General features: G+C 58.7%; 12 protein-coding genes. 4 read left to right on the plus strand and 8 right to left on the minus strand.

Features of this window, described 5'->3' with window-relative positions:
* Positions 1-362, plus strand: a 362-nt coding sequence (locus ABJK56_RS14725) for an ACT domain-containing protein (protein WP_347245426.1), incomplete at its 5' end; no start/stop codon positions are given.
* A 257-nt stretch (positions 363-619) separates the two neighbouring features.
* Here the strand turns inward: ABJK56_RS14725 and gap are convergent.
* Positions 620-1,642, minus strand: coding sequence for a type I glyceraldehyde-3-phosphate dehydrogenase (gene gap, locus ABJK56_RS14730; RefSeq protein ID WP_347245427.1), 1,023 nt, complete (start codon positions 1,640-1,642; stop codon positions 620-622).
* 124 nt (positions 1,643-1,766) lie between these two features.
* Between gap and ABJK56_RS14735 the strand changes: the two genes are divergently transcribed.
* The gene (locus ABJK56_RS14735) at positions 1,767-2,579 is read left to right on the plus strand and encodes a class I SAM-dependent methyltransferase (RefSeq protein WP_347245428.1); all 813 of its coding nucleotides are present in this window, start codon (positions 1,767-1,769) and stop codon (positions 2,577-2,579) included.
* A gap of 121 nt (positions 2,580-2,700) precedes the next feature.
* Here the strand turns inward: ABJK56_RS14735 and ABJK56_RS14740 are convergent, their stop codons facing one another.
* Positions 2,701-4,086, minus strand: coding sequence for a DUF1598 domain-containing protein (locus tag ABJK56_RS14740; protein WP_347245429.1), 1,386 nt, complete (start codon positions 4,084-4,086; stop codon positions 2,701-2,703).
* A gap of 593 nt (positions 4,087-4,679) precedes the next feature.
* Between ABJK56_RS14740 and ABJK56_RS14745 the strand changes: the two genes are divergently transcribed.
* On the plus strand, positions 4,680-6,713 hold the full coding sequence (locus ABJK56_RS14745; RefSeq protein ID WP_347245430.1) for a sigma 54-interacting transcriptional regulator: 2,034 nt from the start codon (positions 4,680-4,682) through the stop codon (positions 6,711-6,713).
* A 126-nt stretch (positions 6,714-6,839) separates the two neighbouring features.
* Positions 6,840-8,117 carry a hypothetical protein gene (locus tag ABJK56_RS14750; protein WP_347245431.1) on the plus strand — a complete coding sequence of 426 codons (1,278 nt, stop codon included), beginning with the start codon at positions 6,840-6,842 and terminating at the stop codon, positions 8,115-8,117.
* Positions 8,118-8,142: 25 nt separating this feature from the next.
* Here ABJK56_RS14750 and ABJK56_RS14755 read toward each other — a convergent pair whose 3' ends face one another.
* Genes ABJK56_RS14755 through ABJK56_RS14780 form a run of 6 tightly spaced genes read right to left on the minus strand, consistent with a single transcriptional unit; the run spans position 8,143 to position 20,179 of the window.
* Positions 8,143-9,051: a DUF58 domain-containing protein gene (locus ABJK56_RS14755; protein WP_347245432.1), complete on the minus strand. Its 909-nt coding sequence runs from the start codon at positions 9,049-9,051 to the stop codon at positions 8,143-8,145.
* Positions 9,052-9,102: 51 nt separating this feature from the next.
* Complete coding sequence (locus tag ABJK56_RS14760) at positions 9,103-10,173, minus strand: MoxR family ATPase (protein WP_347245433.1); 1,071 nt, start codon at positions 10,171-10,173, stop codon at positions 9,103-9,105.
* On the minus strand, positions 10,163-13,381 hold the full coding sequence (locus ABJK56_RS14765; RefSeq protein WP_347245434.1) for a hypothetical protein: 3,219 nt from the start codon (positions 13,379-13,381) through the stop codon (positions 10,163-10,165). Before ABJK56_RS14765 ends, ABJK56_RS14760 begins: the two co-directional genes overlap by 11 nt.
* Positions 13,378-15,174: a hypothetical protein gene (locus ABJK56_RS14770; protein ID WP_347245435.1), complete on the minus strand. Its 1,797-nt coding sequence runs from the start codon at positions 15,172-15,174 to the stop codon at positions 13,378-13,380. Before ABJK56_RS14770 ends, ABJK56_RS14765 begins: the two co-directional genes overlap by 4 nt.
* Positions 15,156-17,696: a hypothetical protein gene (locus ABJK56_RS14775; RefSeq protein WP_347245436.1), complete on the minus strand. Its 2,541-nt coding sequence runs from the start codon at positions 17,694-17,696 to the stop codon at positions 15,156-15,158. Before ABJK56_RS14775 ends, ABJK56_RS14770 begins: the two co-directional genes overlap by 19 nt.
* Entirely contained in the window at positions 17,693-20,179 is a 2,487-nt protein-coding gene (locus ABJK56_RS14780; RefSeq protein WP_347245437.1) for a BatA domain-containing protein, read from the minus strand. Before ABJK56_RS14780 ends, ABJK56_RS14775 begins: the two co-directional genes overlap by 4 nt.
* Positions 20,180-20,259: the final 80 nt, after the last annotated feature.

The raw sequence follows: 20,259 nt of genomic DNA on the forward strand, positions 1-20,259 counted from the left end.
GGCGGGCCGTGCCTGTGGAAAGCTATTCTGAAAAAGTCCCCTGCGATCGCTTTGTCATCACGGCGTTCGGTAAGGACCAGCCGGGAATCGTCCGGCGGTTCAGTCAGTATTTGGCAAGTAAGGATATCAATATAGTAGACCTTTATGGGGACCGGTCTGGCGAAGAGTTTGTGCTTATCGGTCAGATTGAGATTCCCACCAAATGGGATATTCGGCTTCTCCAGGCGGACCTCGAGCAGATGGGGACCGAGCTCGGTTTCACTGTCAAGCTCCAGCACGAGAATGTGTTCGTGGCCACCAATCAACTGCGGTTGATTCACAGCACCGAGCGCTGGCCCAGCCTTTCTTCCGTCAAAGAGTGAGTGAGGCCGTTCCCGCCGGCCACTCGGGAGGAGGCACACCCGCTTGAAACTCGCCGCTTGCGGATCCTGGGCACTTTCCAGTTTCGTGATTCCGGTGACTGATGAACGCCGAAAGTCTCAATTTGTTAGCAACCAGTAAATAAAGAGGACGGATCATGCGATCCGTCCTCTGTCGCTTGGGGGAAAGTTCTAATCAGGTATCGATGCCGCCCACGCTACTCCTCGCCTAAGTGGAGCCGCTCACACCTGGTCAACAATCACAGCATCTGGCCGAGGCGTTCCACGAGGTCCGCAGTACGGCAGCTATAACCCCACTCGTTGTCGTACCACGCCACGACCTTGACCATGGAGCCTTCCATGACCTGCGTCCACGGAGCGGCGAAAATGGAGCTGTGCGGGTTGCCGATGATGTCGCTCGAGACGATGGGATCCTCAGTGTACTGAAGGATGCCCTTGAGCTTCCCTTCGGCGGCCTCTTTGATCGCGGCGTTAACCTCGGCAGCCTCGACCGGGCGTTTCAATTCCGCCACCAAGTCGACCACACTCCCTGTCGGAACCGGAATTCGCATGGCAATGCCCGTGAGTTTACCTTTGAGTTCGGGGATGACCAATCCGACAGCCTTGGCCGCACCGGTGGAAGTGGGGATGATATTGAGGGCAGCCGCGCGGGCTCGATACAGATCCTTATGGGGCAGATCCAGAACCCGTTGGTCATTGGTGTAGGCGTGGACGGTCGTCATCAAACCCCGCACAATGCCAAACTTTTCGTGAAGGACTTTGGCGACCGGGGCCAGGCAGTTGGTCGTGCAACTCGCGTTTGAAATGCATGTGTGCTCTGGCTTAAGTTGATCGTCGTTAACGCCGAGCACGCAGGTGAGGTCAGGAGTGTCCTTAGCCGGTGCGCTGAGCACGACCTTCTTAGCACCCGCTTCCAGGTGGGAAGCGTACCCCGGTTTTCCGTCGCCACCTCGGCTGGTGAATACCCCGGTGCTCTCCACGACGATGTCCGCCCCAAGATCTTTCCACGGCAGTTTTGTGGGATCTTTCTCGGCCATCACGGGGATTTTCTGGCCGTCGATAATGAGGTGCTTGTCGTCATATTCGACGGTTCCCGGATAAGTTCGGTGGACACTGTCGTACTTGAAAAGCATTGCCAGGGTCTTGACGTCTGTAATGTCGTTCACGCCGACAACCTGGAAGACACCCGGCTTCTGCAGCATGCGGCGAACGACCAGACGACCGATGCGGCCAAACCCATTGATTCCAACTCGGACAGCCACAGCTTTTCTCCTTTCCTAACGCAAAACGCCACTTGGCATTAAACTCGACCCATTGTCCCTCGGAGCCTTTAAAACGATTGATTATATTATACGAACACGAGCCTAACAACCATGGGAGCACAGCGTGTCTGGCAAGAGTGACGTTCCGAACTCTCTTCCCACTTGGCAATTACCTGCCGGAGTTCCCAAAGGCGTTTGGGAGTACGCTCAGGCCCCACACATTGCCGAAGAATACGACGGAACCATTTTGGGAAACGACCTAACCGTTTTCGATCAGCAGGTCATTGCCCGACACTGTCGTCGACCGGGCGTGGTGGTTGACCTCGGCTGTGGCACAGGAAGGGCACTCATTCCCCTGGTGAAGCGGGGATTTATCGGGATCGGGGTGGATCTTTCCCGACCTATGCTGTTACGTCTCCGCGAGAAAGCAAAACAGGAAGGCTGTGCCATATGGGAAATTCAGGCGAATATAGTGGAGCTGGGATGCCTGAAGGACTCAATCGCCGATTACTGTCTTTGTCTGTTCAGCACGCTGGGCATGGTTCGAGGCCGGCAATCTCGCCGCCAGTTGCTAGGACACGTGGCACGGATTTTAAAACCGGGCGGAAAGTTTATCGTCCACGTTCACAATGTCTGGTTTCATGCCCTGACACCGGCTGGTCGGGATTGGTTGATTCCCCACTTCGTTCAGGCCCGGATTCTCCGTCGTGCGGAGTTCGGCGATAAATTCTTCGAGTATCATGGCATTCCCAACGTGTTCGTCCATGCCTTCACACGGCGGGAATTCGTTCGGGATTTGCGGAGTGTGGGGTTGATGATCGAGGAGCTTATTCCCCTCGCGGTGGGAAGGCGTGAGCCGCTTCCTTTGCCATGGTTTTTTGGCTGGATACGTGCGAACGGCTGGATTGCCGTATGCCGGCGTCCACATTTCGAGTAGTTCGATAAGCGTTCCAGGATTCCCCTTTTTTTCCGGCAAACACGGAAGAGGCGTGATCTTCCAGCAAGACCACGCCTCTGTGTCTTTTATGCGATTTGCAACACCACCGCACCGATCGCCCTTAATTGGCGAACCAGGTTCCACTGGGAATAGGGAGACTCGCTCGGACAGTAGCAAGCTCGGGTCGAGTCACCTGGTGGGAGGCGATTTCCCAGGGATTGATTTGGACACCACCGGTCACGAACATCGTCCCACCGCGAATCCTGGTGAAGACTGCTGTCGGGGAGACATGACGGGCAGGGGTCAGTTTGGCGGTGGCCACAATGTCTTCCCCCAGAAGGGCCGGTAAAGAGAGCTGAGCCTTCTCGAGCAGCCTCTCCTGGGCAATCAGGGCGCCGAGAGTGGCGAGATCCATGCAGTTGCGTACCTGGCCGAAAACCGGGTCCGCTTTGGAGAGCTCCTCATACCGGGCGGTCATCAGTTCCGCCCATTTGCGATAGATCGGGGCGGCTTCCTCGGTTTTCACACGTTCACCCTGGGTGTTGTAAAGGTCTGCCTCGGCCATGGTTTTGACGGCTGCCTTCTGGAATTTCCACGTTAAACCTGCTTCGTCGCGCGCGAGCGGTTCATAGTCCGGCGCGAGCCACCATCGGGGCATCATGTTGTTTGGCCGGAAACCGGAACTGGCGACTAACGAAACAAAACTGGGCAGTCCCGGCACCGGGGCGGGCTCCGCACCCATGGATATTTGCTTCATGCGGAAGTCGGCAGCCACCAGCACCCGTGCGAAGTGCGAAGATTCCGGGACGCCCGTGAGCGTAACAATCTGAGGGCCGATGGTTTCTTCGAGAGCCCGAGCAAACGCCACCGGATCCACGTTTCCCCGACGCGCACGGACAAAAGCGTTCAGGCGTTGGATGCCCTCGCTTGTGGGGTCGATCGAGCAACTGATCACCGTTCGCTGCGGTTGGAAGGCTGCTCGCAAAGCCACCAACAGGTCATCCAGTAACATGATCGGTTTGCCGGTTTGTGTTCCCACGGGGTAGCCTTTCTCGTGGAGCCGCCACGGTTCAGCAGGTCCCACAATGAGGATATCCTGCTTGTCCGGATAAACAAGGACATAATCGATCCGCGTCAGGCCACCGAGGAAGCAGACTTCCTCCCGAAGGGCTGTTCCCTCGCGGATTGACCGGGCCAGTTCTGCGTCCAGGTATTTGAGCGAGATGGCCCGGCTGGGTGAGGGCTGTCGGAAGTCCTCGGGCAAATCCCGATGGAACTGTTGCCAAGTCTTGGACAATTCCTGGAGATCCTGGCGGGAGGCTGAGCGAATGATACCGGACTGGTCAATGATGACCCCTCCCACCGCCCGGGTTGCCAGCACAGCCCCGCCGGTGTTATTGTTATTGCCTTGCGCCTGGGCCAGGTTACTCCAAACGCCCCAGGCTAGCATGAATGCCAAAAGGGCTGGCACGCCGACCCAACGACCAATTCCCCGCACGCGAATCATACGAAAATCTCCCAAACCACGCGGTAAAGTGACCTTTTCTTCCTAATGACGGCTGTCGCTCCATCCACCCCGAGGAGCCAGTCAGTAGTTTGAGTGGAACGCCATTCTGCGCCGATTCGACTGCTTTCCAAACGGTATCTCCATCGAGAACCCCGTCATCGCAACTTTCCCACACCGCGCCACTACAATTTTAGGCTAATTGCCTGCCGTGGGCTTTTCAACTTTCTTTCGCGTCCCCATTTTGGTTGCCCATTGTCGTCAAAAAGTTCCGCCGGGTCCGTTTTGCGGTTCAGGAGGCGCGTGGGAGCTGGACAGCGGGATCGGCTGAGCGTGTCGGAACAACGGATTCTTCCTGTTTTTCACATGACCCGCGGCTGCCATAGAGGAATCCGGGCCCACTCTGGGTTCGGAAAAGCTTGTTCACTCACCGGGGAGGATCAGGACTTGGGAGTTAAGGCGACCTATCCGCCCCAGAAGCGAGGTTGCCGATGCGCTCCGATTCTTGAGGAAAGCCTCTAGAATAGAAGTAGGAATCAGTGAATGGCTCTCTAGCGGGATTCTCAGTTTGCAGTAACAAGAGCGAGGGTTGACCATTGTCGGACGTTGCCTACCTCGTCATCCGTGAGGGCTCGAAGTGGACGGACGTTTTTCGTCTCGTCCCAGGCCAGGTGATCACGATTGGTCGGGCACCGACAAACCAGATCGTCATCAAAGACGAACGCTGCAGCCGCAGCCACGCGGAAGTCTTCATGTCCGAGGGCCGTTGGGTGATTCGCGATCTGGAGAGTCGGAACGGCACGGTTGTGGGCAACCAGCTCATCAAGACAGATTGGCCCCTGCAGTCCGGAGATGTGATTCGGATCGGGCGGTCCCAGCTCGTTTTCGTCAAGCATCTCAGCGACGCTTTTCCGGAAACGGGTACTATTCCGGGACGGGAGGCACTTGCCGATCCACTCGAGGCGGCCCAAGCAAAGTCCGAAAGCGACGAGGAAGTTCTCGGCGAATACGAGCCCACCACTATCACCCATCGGCGGAACCGAACCCGGCTACTTGAATCGGAGAATCGGGAAGAACTAAGCCTCGAAGAGGCGGGCCGGGCTGCCGCGCGTCTGTGCCGGCTCGCCTTTGAGCTGGGCAAGGCACCCACGGCCGTGCGGATGGCAGAACTCACTCTGGAAGCCCTGTTTGAAATGACGGCCGTGGACGGTGGCGCCGTGTTGCTGGTCCCCCGCGACTTCGTGGGCACACCCACCGGGAGCGACCTCCACGTGGTGGCCTCCAAGACGACATCGCAATGGCCCTATCACCGGGTTTCCAATTTTCTGGCCAGCACGGTACTTCGGGAGGGGGAGGCAGTCCTGGCCCGCAACGTCCTGGATGACAGTGCCATTGGCAGTCGCGATAGTCACGGAGAGATTCACGCCACAAGTGTCATCTGCGCACCGGTGCGCCAGGGGAAACGGGCCCTCGGCGTCATCCATCTTTACTCCACGGACACGAGCCGCGGTCCTTCTCCGGAAGATCTCGAGTTCACGCTCGCTGCAGCGGACACCCTGGCCGTTGCTCTCGCGAATCTCAACCGTCAGGAGGAACTCGCAGAGAATCTCACCCAAGTCAAGACCGAGAACGTCCAGCTTCGTGAGCGGCTGGGCGTCCACAGTGAGCTCGTCGGGCGAAGCGAAGCGATCAGGAAAATCAATGAGGAAATCGCTCGGGCAGCGGCCACCAAAGCCACAGTCCTCATCCGGGGGGAAAGCGGTGTGGGGAAGGAGCTCGTCGCGCGGGCCGTCCACTATTCCAGCCCCCGCCGCAGTGGGCCATTCGTGTGCATCAACTGCGCCGCTTTGTCCGAGGAACTTCTGGCAAGCGAGCTCTTTGGACACGAGAAAGGCGCCTTCACCGGTGCTTATGAACGCAAAATCGGCAAGTTCGAACTGGCCCACCAGGGGACGCTCATGCTCGACGAAATCGGCGAGATGAGCCCCAGCATCCAGGCCAAGTTTCTGCGGGTGCTGGAGGGACATCCGTTTGAAAGGGTGGGCGGAAGCAAGCCGATTAAGGTGGACGTCCGCGTGATTGCCGCCACGAACCGCGATCTTGAACAGGAGGTGGCTGCAGGCCGGTTTCGCAGGGACCTGTTTTTCCGCTTGCGGGTTTTGGAAATAGTAGTACCACCGCTGAGGAAAAGGATCGAAGATATTCCCGAACTGGCGTACTATTTCCTCAACAAATTCCGCGAGGAAACAGGCCGCAAGATTAAGGGCTTCACCACGCAGGCGATGGAACGTCTCACATCCTATCGGTGGCCAGGAAATGTGAGGGAGCTCAAAAACGTCATTGAACGGGCGGTGGTTCTGTGTCGCGGGGATTACATCGACGTGGACGACCTGCTGCTTTCTACCTTACCGACCACCGGGGATACGGCCGAGGCGCTCATCCAGGAACGCGGTTATCGACCCTGTTCTCTTGAGGAGCTCGAACGGGCCCATATACTGGCTACTTTGCGGCACACGAACTGGAACAAGAGCCGTACTGCCCAGATTCTCGGCATCGAGCGGTCCACCCTGGAACGCAAGATTCGCCGCTACGGCTTGGATGAGCTGGGGAAGAAGCAGACTCCGCGCTGACGCCTGATGGGCAATTTCCCTCTTGCGGCTCCGAGCTCGTTGCATTTGTCAACTGAAAAGTATATTGTTAGCTGTTCGCAGATCTGGTCCGGTGTCTGGATTCCACAACCAGAAGGATAGGAAACGATGCATCGTGTAACGCGTGCAGCCCTGGTAGTGGGACTCATCATCGCCTTTTTGCTGATTGCCGCCGGGGGTTACGTTTGGCTTATCGCGCTGGGCGACAAGCGGATCGAATCCAAGCTGGCAGCTCTGCGGCAAGCGGGCGAACCAACATCGGTGGAAGAGTTATGGCGTGCTGCAGGTGCTGGCCACGACAAACCCAAGGACACGCGGTTTGACGATGTCGTGGCTCAGGCCACGGAGATTCGCAAGATCGTGGAAAACTCCTACGCCCCGGCACTCATGGATGAAAACGGTCATCTCACGGAGGCGGGACGAGAACGAGTGGGGGAGGCTTTCCAGAAACACGGCAAATTTCTCGAGTTGACGGAGCAGCTTTTGGAGAACCCTCCCGCAGTGGTTCCGCCAGAAGGAGAGGCGCGGCCTGAAGAGCACCTCAAGTGGTGCGTACGTGTTGTACAGAATGCCGACGTCATTGCGCGGATGCTCCGCTACTGGGGGCTGTTCAACGCAGAATCCGGAAACATTCGCGAGGTCCTTCGGGCGGCGGACTTGTCACAGAAATTGGCACGATGGATCCACACGTATCCGGGAACAATGCCCTGTAATTCCGCTTTGAAGGCGGAAGCCAACGCGATCGATCTCTGCGAGCTGATTGCGGGGCACCCCAAGGGGGCGAAAGAGCTGGAAATACTCCGACAACCTCTGATGGACTCGCGTCCCCTCGCATGGTGTGCCCGGGCCGTGGTGGCTGACCGGGCGCTGGGATTAAACCTTCTGGTTCGGTACCCGGGGCGCGAGTCTCTGTGGACGCGCTACCGGTGGAACCAGTTTTACCTGAATTACCTGGATTTATTCGAGCGGCTTGTGAGAGAAATTCAGCAAGGGAGTTATTCGGCAGTGGCTTCGGCGCTGAATGCAGGGGGCATGCCTCCCGAGGCTGATGCGGTCAAGATGGTCATCCCCACCGTTCGTCGCTGTGTCAACGAAGCCTTTGCCGTGGAAGCTCGCCGCCGGGAGTGCCTTGTTGCCTTGGCTATCCTTAACATGCATGTTCAGAAAATACCGGAATCCACGGAACAATTGCTCGATCCCGGCAAACTCAATCTGCCGAAGGACGTGGTCCTGGACCCGTATAGCGGAACCCCGTTCCATGTGCTGACCGCAAATGACCAGTGCGTCATCTATTCCGTGGGTCCCAATCAAAAAGACGAAGGTGGACAAACGTTCCAGGGCGCCGATGATGTGAGTTTTCGATTTGCCTGGAACCCGGCTACGTGATTGAGAGACCCGTGAAGGAAGCTTCTCAGCGAAAGCGTCGGGCCCGATTACGGAAGTACAGATAATCCGCCAATACATCCGCCAGGGGACGGCTCGTGTCTACCACGACGTGCTCTACTTTGTTGCGCTGGCACAATTCCGACAACCGGTTTTGAAAGGCCTGAAATGCCGCAAGATAGTGCGGCCGGAGGTCTTCCGGTCGGGTGATTAGCTCCTCAGCGACTTCCAGCCCAATAAATTTGGTCGGGCCTCGGAATTCAAAAGCGATTTCATCATGATGGAGCACTTGCACGAGAACCAGTTCATGGCGGGCAAAGCGGAGGCGCTGGATAGCCGATTCCAAATCGTCAAGGTTCGCGAAAAAGTCGCTCACAATGATGACAATCTCTCGTCGCTGAAACCGGCCGGCAAGCTGGGCCAGACATTCCCCCATTGATGTTTTGCCGCGGGGTTCGGAGTTGTCGAGGTGATCCGTCATGCGCACGATTTGCGCGAGAGCATTACTGGGAGGCACGAATCCGCGAGGTTGATCGTCAAACGTGGATAGGGAAACTTTGTCACCCTGCTCCAGAACGGCGTACCCGAGCGTCACGACCAATCGAGAAGCATAGCGCAGTTTTTGCTGCTCGCCTTCCCCGTAGCGCATGGAAGCACTTGAGTCGAGCACGAAATGGCAGACCAGGTTGGTCTCCATTGCGTACTGCTTCACGACATATCGGCCACGGTTAAAATAGACCCGCCAGTCGATGTATTTGGGGTCATCCCCCCAGACGTACTCCCGATGACCGACGAACTCCACGGCAAACCCGGCCAGGGCAGAGCGGTGCGATCCCGCCAGATTTCCCTGGACAACGCCGTAGGGTTCGAACCGTTGCCGGGCAATTCGTGCCAACACATCCGCATCGAGGTAACGGGAAAGGACTGATTTCGGCATACTTTGCCTCTATTCGCGCGTTTCCGCATGGAACGTGGAGTTGTTAGCTGATCACGTCTGCACACGATCCCGTACCACCCGCGGAGATGGTTTCTCATATTTGGCATCAGGGGGCACGGCCTCCATAAGCATCTCAATGAGTCGGTCGCTGGTAAGATTATTGGCCTGGGCCGCATAGTTTCCCGCGATGCGGTGCCGCAGGGCGGGCTTGAGAACGGCCTGGACGTCGCCAATGGTGGCGTGATACCGTCCGTGCAAAACGGCCCGGGCCTTGGCACAAGTCACCAACGTGAGGAGGCCTCGTGGTCCTGCTCCCCAGGCCACCCAACGCGTTACGAAGTCTGGGCTTTCGTCGGAGCCGGGTCGCGAGGCTCGGACGAGCGCCCAGGCATATCCCAGGACCTGATCGGAAATGGGAATGCGGGTAACCAGTTTCTGGAATTCAATGAGTTCCTCGCCAGTCATGAGAGGTTCAATGGTTCCCTGTTGTCCGCTCGTCACGCGGCGTGCAATTTCCCATTCTTCCTCTGCCGAAGGATAATCCACCTTGATATACAGGAGGAAGCGGTCGAGTTGCGCCTCCGGCAGCGGATAGGTTCCCTCCTGTTCCAGGGGGTTCTGGGTGGCCAGGACAAAGAACGGATCGGGGAGCGGATACACGCGTCCCCCGGCGGTCACCTGGCGTTCCTGCATGGCCTCGAGCATCGCGGCCTGAGTTTTGGGTGGGGTTCGATTGATTTCATCGGCCAGGATCATATTGGCAAAAATAGGGCCCGGCAGGAATTTGTAGCCCCGCTCCCCGGTTTTGGGGTCCTCCTGAATGACATCTGTCCCCGTCACGTCGCTGGGCATGAGGTCGGGCGTGAACTGGATCCGCTTAAAGGTGAGATGGGTGGCCTGAGCCAGGGAACTGACCAGCAGAGTTTTGGCCAGGCCAGGCACGCCCTCCAAAAGCGCGTGTCCACGGGCCAGGATTGCAATGAGAACCTCTTCGATGACTCGTTGCTGACCCACGATCACCTTAGCCAGCTCTTCCCGGATGCGCAAATAAGCTTGGTGGCAGCGTTCGACGGCTGCCGCATCAGTGGTAGAGATCTCTTGGTGCATAGCATCACTCCGCATTTTGGAAGTACCTCCGTAAGCGGTCTTCGTATCCTTTAGGGATTGGCGCGTTCATCCCCGCTCGCAGCGCCTCACGGATTTCCGGTGGCAGTTGCAAAAGCCACGTTTGAGCAGAATTGGCACTGCCTTCGGTAGTCACGGGAAGTTGGGCAGCAACCCCGGTGCGGCTGTCCGTCTGCGGCACCTTCCCTTCCTTCAAGGGAGTCTGGGCGGGATTTTGATTCTGGACTTGCTCGCCCTGGCGGGCCGCTCCCCCCTGACCCTGCGGAGAAGAATTGCTGGCCGTTTGGGCCGTTTGGCTGGTTGCGGGTTGGACCCCTTGTGGCTGCTCCCGACCCGAGGCAGCCTGCGCCGCCAGATTCTGAAGTGCTGCTAGGGCTGCCGCGATCGCATCGGCAGGCCCAGTTTGCTGCGACGTAGGATCCGGCGACTCATTCATTATCTGCTGGGGAGCCGAATTTATCATCTGGGGCAGTTGCTGAGCGGCCAGAAGCGCAGCGGCAAGCTGGTGCTCCCGTTCTGCAAGCGCAGAGAGGGCACCGGCAAAGCCCTGCCCAGTTGCCTCCTGGGCGGGCGGTACAGTTTGAGGACTGGTGGACTCAAGCACCCCGCGCGACGCGTTTTCCGCTGCATGCAACTGCGCTGTGGCTTCTGGATGGACGGGTATCGCCTCGCTTGCCAGGCGTTCGGCTGATTCGGTATGTGCCGCAAAGGGTGAGCGACTCTGGGAAGCCAACTGCTGGGCTAAGGACTGAAGATGCTCTGCCGCAGAGGCCAATTCCTGAGTAACCGCACGAGGAAATGCATCGCTTGGGGCTTGGTTCTCCGTGGTGTTCGATTCGCCGGGCTGTTCTGCCTGCCTCGACAGCTCCCTGGCCTTTTGAAGGGCCTGGGCAGCCTGGGCGGCTTCACGGTTGGCCTCCTCTGGCGTCGCGACATTCACGTCGCCAAGTGCTTTTTGTGCTTCCGCGATGGCCGCCGTGACCTGTTGCTGCTTTTCGGTGCGTTCGGATGGTGGAGATGCATGCGAGGCCGTCAACCGCGCAGCCTCGCGAAGTACCTCGAGCGCCTTTTCCGCCGAAGGTGCTTCCCGGAGGGCCGCCGCCACCTCGGGATGGCCTGCAGCCTCCTGTTGTCGGGCAGCCGCTTCAATCACCTGTTGTTGTGCACGCTGGACATTCTCCAGTTGATGGCCCAGTTGCTCGGTCCCGGAGAGAGACGGCAGGTACTGCTCAACCGCCTGCCGGGCCTGGCGAGCCTGTGCCAGTTGCTGGGCGGTGACTTCCTGGAGCTGCTGAGCAGCCCTTTGGGCTGCTTCCCAATCTGGGGAGTTCCCAGCCGGCTGATGCCATGCTGCCCGGACGTTTTCCACAACCTCTGCCGCAAGCCGTCGTCGTTGCGCGTCCGCCAGAGCCATTTCCACCGCCGAAAGGGCTTCATCCAGAGCCTGCTCCGCCTGCCGGGTGAGCTGACGGGCAGGGGATTCTGATGGAGACGGTGTGGATTGAGCGGCTTGAGCGGAACTGGGTGCCTCCGGGGAAGTCGGCTCCTCCGATTGGCTGGGTTGCTTCGACGAGTTCTGACTCGATGAACCTGTCCCTGCCTGCTCTGGCGAGGCGTTTTGTTGAGCAGGACTCTGTGTTGATCGCGCCGCCAGATTGGCGAGTTTCTCGCCCACCCTTTCGACGGTCTCTGCCGCCTGATGAATTGCCGACGTAACTTCTTTTGGAAGTTGTTTGTCTTTGGGAACTTCTGCGACCCCGCTTGCGATTTTCTGCTCTGCCTGGGCCGCCGATTGAAGCTGATGGTTTGCGGCCTGGTCACTGGCGCGCGATTGTTCTTCGCGGAGTTGCCGGAGCGCTTCTCTCGCCGCCAGGAGGTCGGCCTCTTTTTGTCGGGCAGCCATCGCATCGAGAAGATCAGCCCCGGAATCGGGCGAGGCCGCCCGCTGTTGCAATTCAGATTGGGCCCGAGCAAGACTTTCCAGAACGTTCTGCTGCTCCTGGGCAGCGGATTCACCCTGATTCTGGAAAAGCTCTTCCGCGGCACGAGAAGCGGCTTCTGCGGCATCACTGAGGGCTGGGGGTGCCTGAGGTGTCAGTTTCTTGGCCGCTTCCGTAATGGCATTGCGAAGTTCCAGTTGCTCCCGCGTAAGCTCCTCGAAAGTTTCCGGAGCGTCGGCCTGAAGGGTTTGCTGCCGCAATTGTTCCTGACGTCGGGCAAGTTCCTCCAGGGCTTTTTGGACTGCATCGGGATTATCCCGGTTAAAATCACCATGCAACGTCTCGATACGCGTCAGCAGTTTCTCTAGTGCCGCGATGATCTGGTCTTCTTTGGCCACTGCCTCGGAGAATCGAGCCTCCGTAAGGGCCTGAAGAGACTCGACAAAAAGCCGATCCACCTGATCTTCCTGTAAAGCCCGGAGAGCCAGGTCGGCGGTACGACCGACCGGACCACCCCATGCTACGATATCGTTCAGAAACTGCTTAACCTGGGTGTAAAGGGTGTTGACGTCGCGCTGATCCTCACGAACGGACAGGGCCTGCACCGCCTGTTGGGTGGAAGGCTGAGCCGGCAGCAATTCCGTGCGCTCGCGGACCTTCTGTTCCCGCGCGATCAGCTGCCTGGCCAGCTCTTCGATTTCTGCCAGCCTCAATCGTCGCAGCACCCGTTGCCGCTCCAGCATAAGCTGCGCCAGGACCAGGCGGCTCTTCTCCCGCGCAGCCTCCAGGAGCTTCAAACGCGATTCGGCAGGAGACTCCATCGTCTGCGCGAGGATCCTGAGGACCTCTTTCATATGCTGGTCCACAAGCTCGTCGAGATGCTGTTGCATCTCTTTCAGCTCACCATAAAGCGGCAGTTCAGTTAGTCCATTTTCTTCGAGCTGCGTCATCTGAAGGGTAATCTGCTCATTGACGAGTCGCCGAGCCATCTCCCGGACCTGCTGCTGAATTGTCTGCCGGTAACCAGGATCAGGCAGCGAAGCGGAAGGCGTACTCGCGGGTTCACCGCTCCCCGATTCAGAAGCGGTCCCCGGCGGCTGCGCAGGGAATTCACCCAAGGTGCTGGATCCATTTACACCGATCCCGGCGAAGCAAGCACAGAACGCAACCGTCAGGACCACCCATGCCAGAGCGAAGCATCTGCGGGGTGGGCCTGAGAGATCAGCTCGGGTTGGCCAACGATTGGAGAAGCCTGCGTGCATCATGGCCCACCTCCTACGTCGAGTTGTTTGTCGATCATTTCCCGCAATTCTTCCGCGGATTGCCGGTCGATTTCGCTCATGATCGCCAGGATTCCCGCCAGATCGGTGACCTCCAGCGTAATCGGCTCAGAGGAGCTGACCGCTCCTTCCCGGCCCGGCCTCCGCATATCGGTGGCGAGGATTACGAGCTCTACGCGATCCCCTTTCTGGCAGGAGAGCTGGCTCAGATCTATCTTCCATTTTTCATCCAGCACCCTGACCCGGTCTGCGCTTTTCTCCCAAATTGTCCAAGTGGCCGGCGGTTCCGAATTTCCATCAGGATGGATTACCGTCGCCTGAACGCTCACTTTCTCGATGCCGAGGTCGTCTCTGACCTGACACACCAACGTGGGTTTTGCTGTGGGAAGGACAAACCTGGTGAGTGCCCGCGCCATCACCTGCGGCGGGTAGTCCGGCCGAACCAGGACGGTGGCCTCCAGCGGCGGATCGACGGTCAAATTATTCTCATCTGTGATCTCGAAGAGAATATGCTGCGGTGTGGCCAGTTCGGAAAGGGGCAGGCCTTCCGGATTTAGCCACCACAGCTCGGTGGCTTTTCCTGCCCCGTTGTCTGCTGTTGACGTGAGGAGTTGGACTGACATGTCGGCCGGCTGAGGAACCGACGCAGGCCATTGCTTTTCCAGAGGTCTCTGCAAACGACCCAAACGTGCTACGACCCTGCGGAGAGGCCGATCGGACGCGACACCCAACGTGACCCGTGACCCTTCCGTGACTGTAAGCTGCGTGACCCCCTGAATTACAGTGGGAGCGCTTTCATTGCGAGGATCTTCGACATAACTGATCAGAATCACAGCCGGGGGGTTCAGACACGTAAGAGTCAACCAGTTTGTTGCGGCATCGCCCAGCAAGATGCGCAGGCGCACCGTTTCCTGAAGAGCCGGGAGCTCCGCCCGGTATACCTCACCCGCCACCGCTGCTGTGTAATTCTTCTCAGCACCCGAGTTCTCGTCATTGGAAGCTGCCCGCGGGAGTGCCTGTTCCACAGCGTGACGTCCCCGCGTGGGAGAACTGAGCACCAGTTTTCCCGCGGGAGGGAGATATCCACCGGCTACCGCCACGACGGTGACGGGTTGGCCTGCAGCGCAACGGATGACTGGCTCCGATTCGGTCCAGGAGATGCGTTGGCCGTTGATGTACACAGCCACCAATCGGGTCGCGGTGGGATAGGGTGTTTCTTCGAGCAAAAGCCGCCGGGTAAACGTGCGGACGTGTTCCGGGAAAAGTATCCACAGAAGCGTCAGAAGCGTCATTCCGCAAACTGCGGCGATCACTCGACGACGCAGGGGTGTTTGCGGCACGTCACGAATGAGTGGCAACCGCTGCGCCAGCTCGGCTACCTGGCGGATGACGTGCCGCTGTAATTCGACCGAGCCCCATCGGGCGGCTTCGGGCCGTTCAAATTGCAGAGCGGCGACCAGGTCGCTGTCAATTCCCTGATGTTTTTCAACCAAAAGAGCGATCTCCAGTTCCGACTCTCGATACCGAAGCCAGGGCAATACATAGCGGATGAAGGCCAGCACCCCGCTGGTCACCGAAATCACTAGCCCCACCAGGCGAACTTCGCGAGTCGGCCGAAGCAACCAATCGAAGCAGAACAGGCCCAGAATAGCACCGCACAGGATGACTCCCGTTCCCAAAAGGGCAATCCACCAGCGGGTCCGGCGACGATAACGGGCGACGCGCCCCAACAGCCGGTGCAAAGAAGTCAATTCATCGCTCATCGGAGATACAGCCATTTCCGGAGGGCCCATTCCACCAATAGAGCGCCAACCACCAAGCCGAAGAACAGCCACGTATTCCAGAGTTCCACTTGAACGATCTCGGTCTCCTTTTCGCGACGTTGGGGAAGGTTACGTAAGAGCTCCGCCAACTGGGGAAGATCATACGATTGACCGCCAGTGAGACTGGCCAGGCGATCCTGAAGCTCCCGGTTCCGTCGGGCCTGTTGTTTTTCTATCGACTGGCTGGACACTTTGAAGGATGTCTCGACTATTCGATTGGTGAGCGGATCATGAACTTCCAGCCGGTATTCGCCGGGAGCAAAGACGGTGGTGCGGCCTTCAAATTGCCCTGGACGAAGGAGCGTCAAAGGAATCTTCCGCGTTTGACCGCCCGTCCCAGCGGGCAGATGCAGAAAGGCCTCCAGTTGCCCCCCAGGTATTTGATCTTCTGTGAGTGGCCGATAGTCCGCGTTGTATGCTTCCACCGAGAACCGCACCTCATCACCGCTGCGGTACTGCTTACGGTCGGAGCGAGCGACAAAGCGTTTGTCTGCCCCCAGGGCGTGCTGGATTGCCAGCCGGTGGATGAGCTGACCCCAGAACTGACGGTAATAAAGATCCCCGTACTTCCGCCGCAAACGCCACAATTCATTGAATCCCACATAAATGACTTCACCACGCCCCACTTTTTGCGCGGCAATGAGGGGCTGAGGAGTCCGGCCATCCGCGCAGGTATCTCGAGGATGGGCGAGCAACACGGTGGCCAGTGGGCGAACGCGAACGACAGGATAATACCACACCACCTTGCCGAGATTGTCCCAAGCCCGGCCGTTTTCTTCGGCGTTCGGACCCAGGACCATGAAGTCGAAAAGATCGGCTTCTGGAGTGCGTTGTGGGTGAAATGAACTTTCTCGCAACCGGGTCAGGGGAGCAATTTCCACCGGCAGCAGATCGTTGAGAGGCGTGTCAGCCCATTGGCCAGGGCTGAACCGCGGACCGACACTGAAAACCACTCCGCCGCCCAACTCGGTGACGAATTCTCGGATCATTTCCATCATCGAGCGACTGATGGCGCTGGCCGGAATGTCGCCGATGATCACCACATCGTAGGTGAAGAAGTCGCGGCGTGGCAGGGCAAGGGTGGGCAGAAACAAGGGGTTCTCCACCCGAACACGTGCATCCGCCGACCGCAAGTAAGTGCGAAATCCTTCCGGTCCCACGAGCGGGTCGCGATGAAACACCTCCTTGATAAACCGCCACTCCCACGAGGGCTCATCCTCGATGAAAAGGACGCGGACGTAATATTCCCGGACGTAAGTGTCGCGAACAATGCGGTTGTTCTCGGTGAGCGTCTCCTGCGGGAGACGATCAACTTCCGCTGTAATGACGAGCTGGCCGGCCGCTTTCGGCACGTAGGGAACCTCCCGGTGAACGACCGGTCCAGAAAGGCGGATAACTTCCTGCAAGATGACCTCGCCAACCGGATCGTTCATCTTCGGCTCAGTCGCTGCGGCAGAGGTCGGCAGATGTGGTGAAATCGATTCCTCGTTACCCACGGAGCTGGAAGCCGCTGATGACACCGCACTCGGCGATTGATTGTCCTCTGCTTGTCGGGCGAAAACTCGCAGCGTCACTTCCTGCCCTGTGAACCCTTCCTGTCGGACGGCCACAGTCACAACAGACTTTTCGTCCTTTTTCATCATGGGAGGGAGTTGCACATCCACGGCCAGGTCGTGGGTCTGCACATCGCCCACTCCCACGCAGTAAAGTGGCGTTTGAAGCTGGGCGGCCACCGTTTCCGGGGCGATTCCCGCGTTGTGATTGAAATCGCTGACGAGCACAATGGCGCCGGGCGGCGTCGCTCCGCGTTTTCTATTCAGATCAAGCAGAGCGGCACCCAGGGCGGTAACAGGCCCATCTGCGGTAAACTGAGAGGTCCACTGCTCCTGCCGAGCCAAATCTTCCAAATTGACCGTAAGCGGATCCACCCCATCTCCGCGGTGGAGCCTGAACACCCGGACTCGGAATGCGTTCTCCACCTGCCCCACCAGTTCGGGATCAAGAGCGGCAAAAGTCTGGCGCACGCGCTCTGATCGAGTCAACTGCCCTTCAGAATTTCCGGCTGGAGGTAGCAAACGCCTTCCGCCCGAACTCGGCGCGACCCCGAGGGCGTTTTCACCCGGCTCCGAACCCCGGTCGACCAGGCTCATGCTCTCCGTGTCGTCGATGACGAACCACAGGCCCGGCCGGTTCAATCGCTGGAGTTTGACGACCAACGTAGGCTGCAGGAGGATTCCCACAAGTGCGGCGAGCGCCAGCGTCCTGATCACAACGAGAGTCATCCGCAACCTGCGAGACGGGACATACTGCCAACGTCCGTAATACGCGGCGACACCCACCGTTACGACGATGATCGCCAACCCCAGGAGAAGCCACGGAGCGCGGACCCAGCTTGCGCCCCAGTAGAGATCGACCGACTCCACTTGTTCGGCTTGCGGGATTCCCAGGAATTGCCAGAAGAACCCGGCGACGTTCACGAGTGGGCCTCCCCGTGACTGGAACCGCGGGCCAGCAGGCCCATTTCCGAAATCAGCCCAAGTGCTGCCGCCAGTATGAACCACGGCCACCACTCGCGGGAGCGACCTGCCACGGCATCGTTACCACCTCCGTTCACCAGAATGTGCGATCCACGCAATTGTGACGATATTTCTTCGGCTCGCAGATAATCGGGGACAGATTCTTCCGCCGGTCCTGCTACCGCCAGGGGTATATTCTCCATGGGTCGTCCCAGAACAGGAGAAGTGACCTGGCGATCGCGTTGTCCCCCATTGATGGCAGAGCTCACCCGGAAGCCCTCTGAATTCTCGGAAGCAGCTCCCCCGGCCGATCCCTGGTAGCAAACCAGGTGGTACAATCCCCGGTGAGGAAATCCTCGAATAACGATGCCGTAGCGACGGGCTTCGAGTGCCTCGGGAAAGAGGGGTCTCACTTCTCCGTCGGGGCCGACAAGCTGCCAGGATTCTCCCGTCGGGTCATCAACCGCAAGCCGGAACACATCAGAGGTGGCCAAATTCCGGCGGGGGCAGGTACTATCCACAAGCCTGCGGAGTAAGCGATCGTACACCACCACCGCGTAGGAGGCACACATGGTGTTCCAATCGCGAAACAGCCCGCTGGTAATGAAAACGGTTCGGCCCTCTCCTAACTGGCGCTCCACCATGAAAGGTAGCCCGTTTGTGTAACGCGCCAACACTTTTACTTCCTGTGGAGAAGAGTCTTGCCCGGCAGAAGTTGAATCGGAGGCTTGCACCCCGGGGTTTTCCCCGGTTTTTTCTGGCACAATCTTTTCCCGTTGCAAGTCCCATTGCCAGATCAACCAGCTTCGTTCGCTGCTGGCGGACGTTTGGGCAAGGGATTTGGTTTGCGCAGTCACCTTTGGGGCTGGCTTCTGGGAAGAGGAACTCCTTTGCACCGATGATTGGGCAACATCCACCTCCACGGCTTGGAAGAAGAACACCGGCTGGTAAAATCGTGCTAATTCCGTCTCATCGAATTCCTCGATCCGAAAGCAGGGATCCTGAAGGCTGCCCACGTCGAGCTGAAACGGCACCAATCGGGTAACACCGGGCAGGGGGAGCCGACCGTAGAAACCGGGTAGCAAACGCCCGGGCAAAATCTCGTATGGCGGAACACAGGCGCGCGACCACGCAACGGGATCGAATTCCCCGCCCGCCGCCACCACCAGATTGCCCCCCTGGCGGACGAATTCTGCTAAAAGGTCCAACCGAGGAGTTGGATCACGCACGCCCGCTACAACGAGTACCCGGGTGTTACCAAGTCGGGAAGGAGATAACTCGTCCAGAGTGGCGGCCTGGCCGACCAGTCCAAACTTGGCTTCTTCGAAGGACGTTGCCAGGAGCTTTCGAAGAAAGAAGGTTTCTCCATACCGGCCGCCAGCGGGGTCTTCGTTCCGGCCGTACTGATCGACAAAAAGGATCGGAGAGGTCTTGAAAACAGGCAAAAGGATGGTAGCTGAGTTATCGTCCTCCAGAGGATCAGGGGGCAAACTGACCTGGACGTCAAGCCAGCTCAGCTCCGTCTGCTGAGGCAGGACAGACAAAGAATACGGCGGGAATTCGACCTCCCGCTCCTGCCCCGGCTGAAGATCGACCGGCTGCGTCGCCACGACATTTCCCCGAACAAGCAGCCGCACAAGGAGGCTCTCGCGCGGCTTGTTTCCCTCATGACGCACCCATGCGCGAACCCGAACCGAGCCGCCCGGCTGGAGATAGCGTTCAGGAATCGACACGCGGCTGATCCAGGTGTTTTCGGGGACGTCGGGTTGAATGAGAACAACCTCCGGTGTTACCGGGAGATCTTGAGCCAAACGAGCCAGTGCGGCCATGTCCGAATGTGACCGTTGAAAATCGCTCAGTATGACGATCCTTTTTTGGCGAGGGTCGGGAAAGCGACGACAGAGATCGGCCACATCCGCCAGGCCCGCACGGAGATCGCCGCTGCGATCCAGAGGAAACAGGGCCCTGACCACTTCCGCTGCCTCGTCCGGCGGCCCAAAATCGCAACGCACGACCTCGCTGGGCGCCCGAACAAGCGGAACCACGGAGACACGGCTTTCCGGCGGCAATTCCTTCAGGATGGCCAGGGCCCGGTCTCGGGCTTCCTCCCACAGGGAACGTCCCAGCACTTGATAGTTCATGCTGAGGGAGTTGTCCAAAACAAGGAGCAAATGCGTTGCGACGCGCGCCCCGGAGACACCCGCCTGGCCCCAGTGAGGCCGCGCCATTCCAATTGCAAAAAGAAGTAAACAGGCTACCCGCAAAAGAAGCAGTAACCAATCGCGAAGCTCAATCATCCGGCGACTGCGTCGGGCAGCTTGCAAGAGGAATTCCATGGCCGCCCAGTGCACCACCCGGAACCGCCGTCGATGCAACAGGTGAATGAGAACCACACCTGCGGCGGCGACCACGCCACCCAAAATGAACCATGGCGCGACAAACATGGGAGAAATGCGGAAGTTTTCTCAGGGCTGGCTTCCCATTCGCAAAATCCCGCAGGCAAGGCAGTTTTTTTCGCGAATAG

This window comes from Thermogutta sp. (assembly GCF_039793925.1).
In the GTDB taxonomy this organism is placed as follows: domain Bacteria; phylum Planctomycetota; class Planctomycetia; order Pirellulales; family Thermoguttaceae; genus Thermogutta.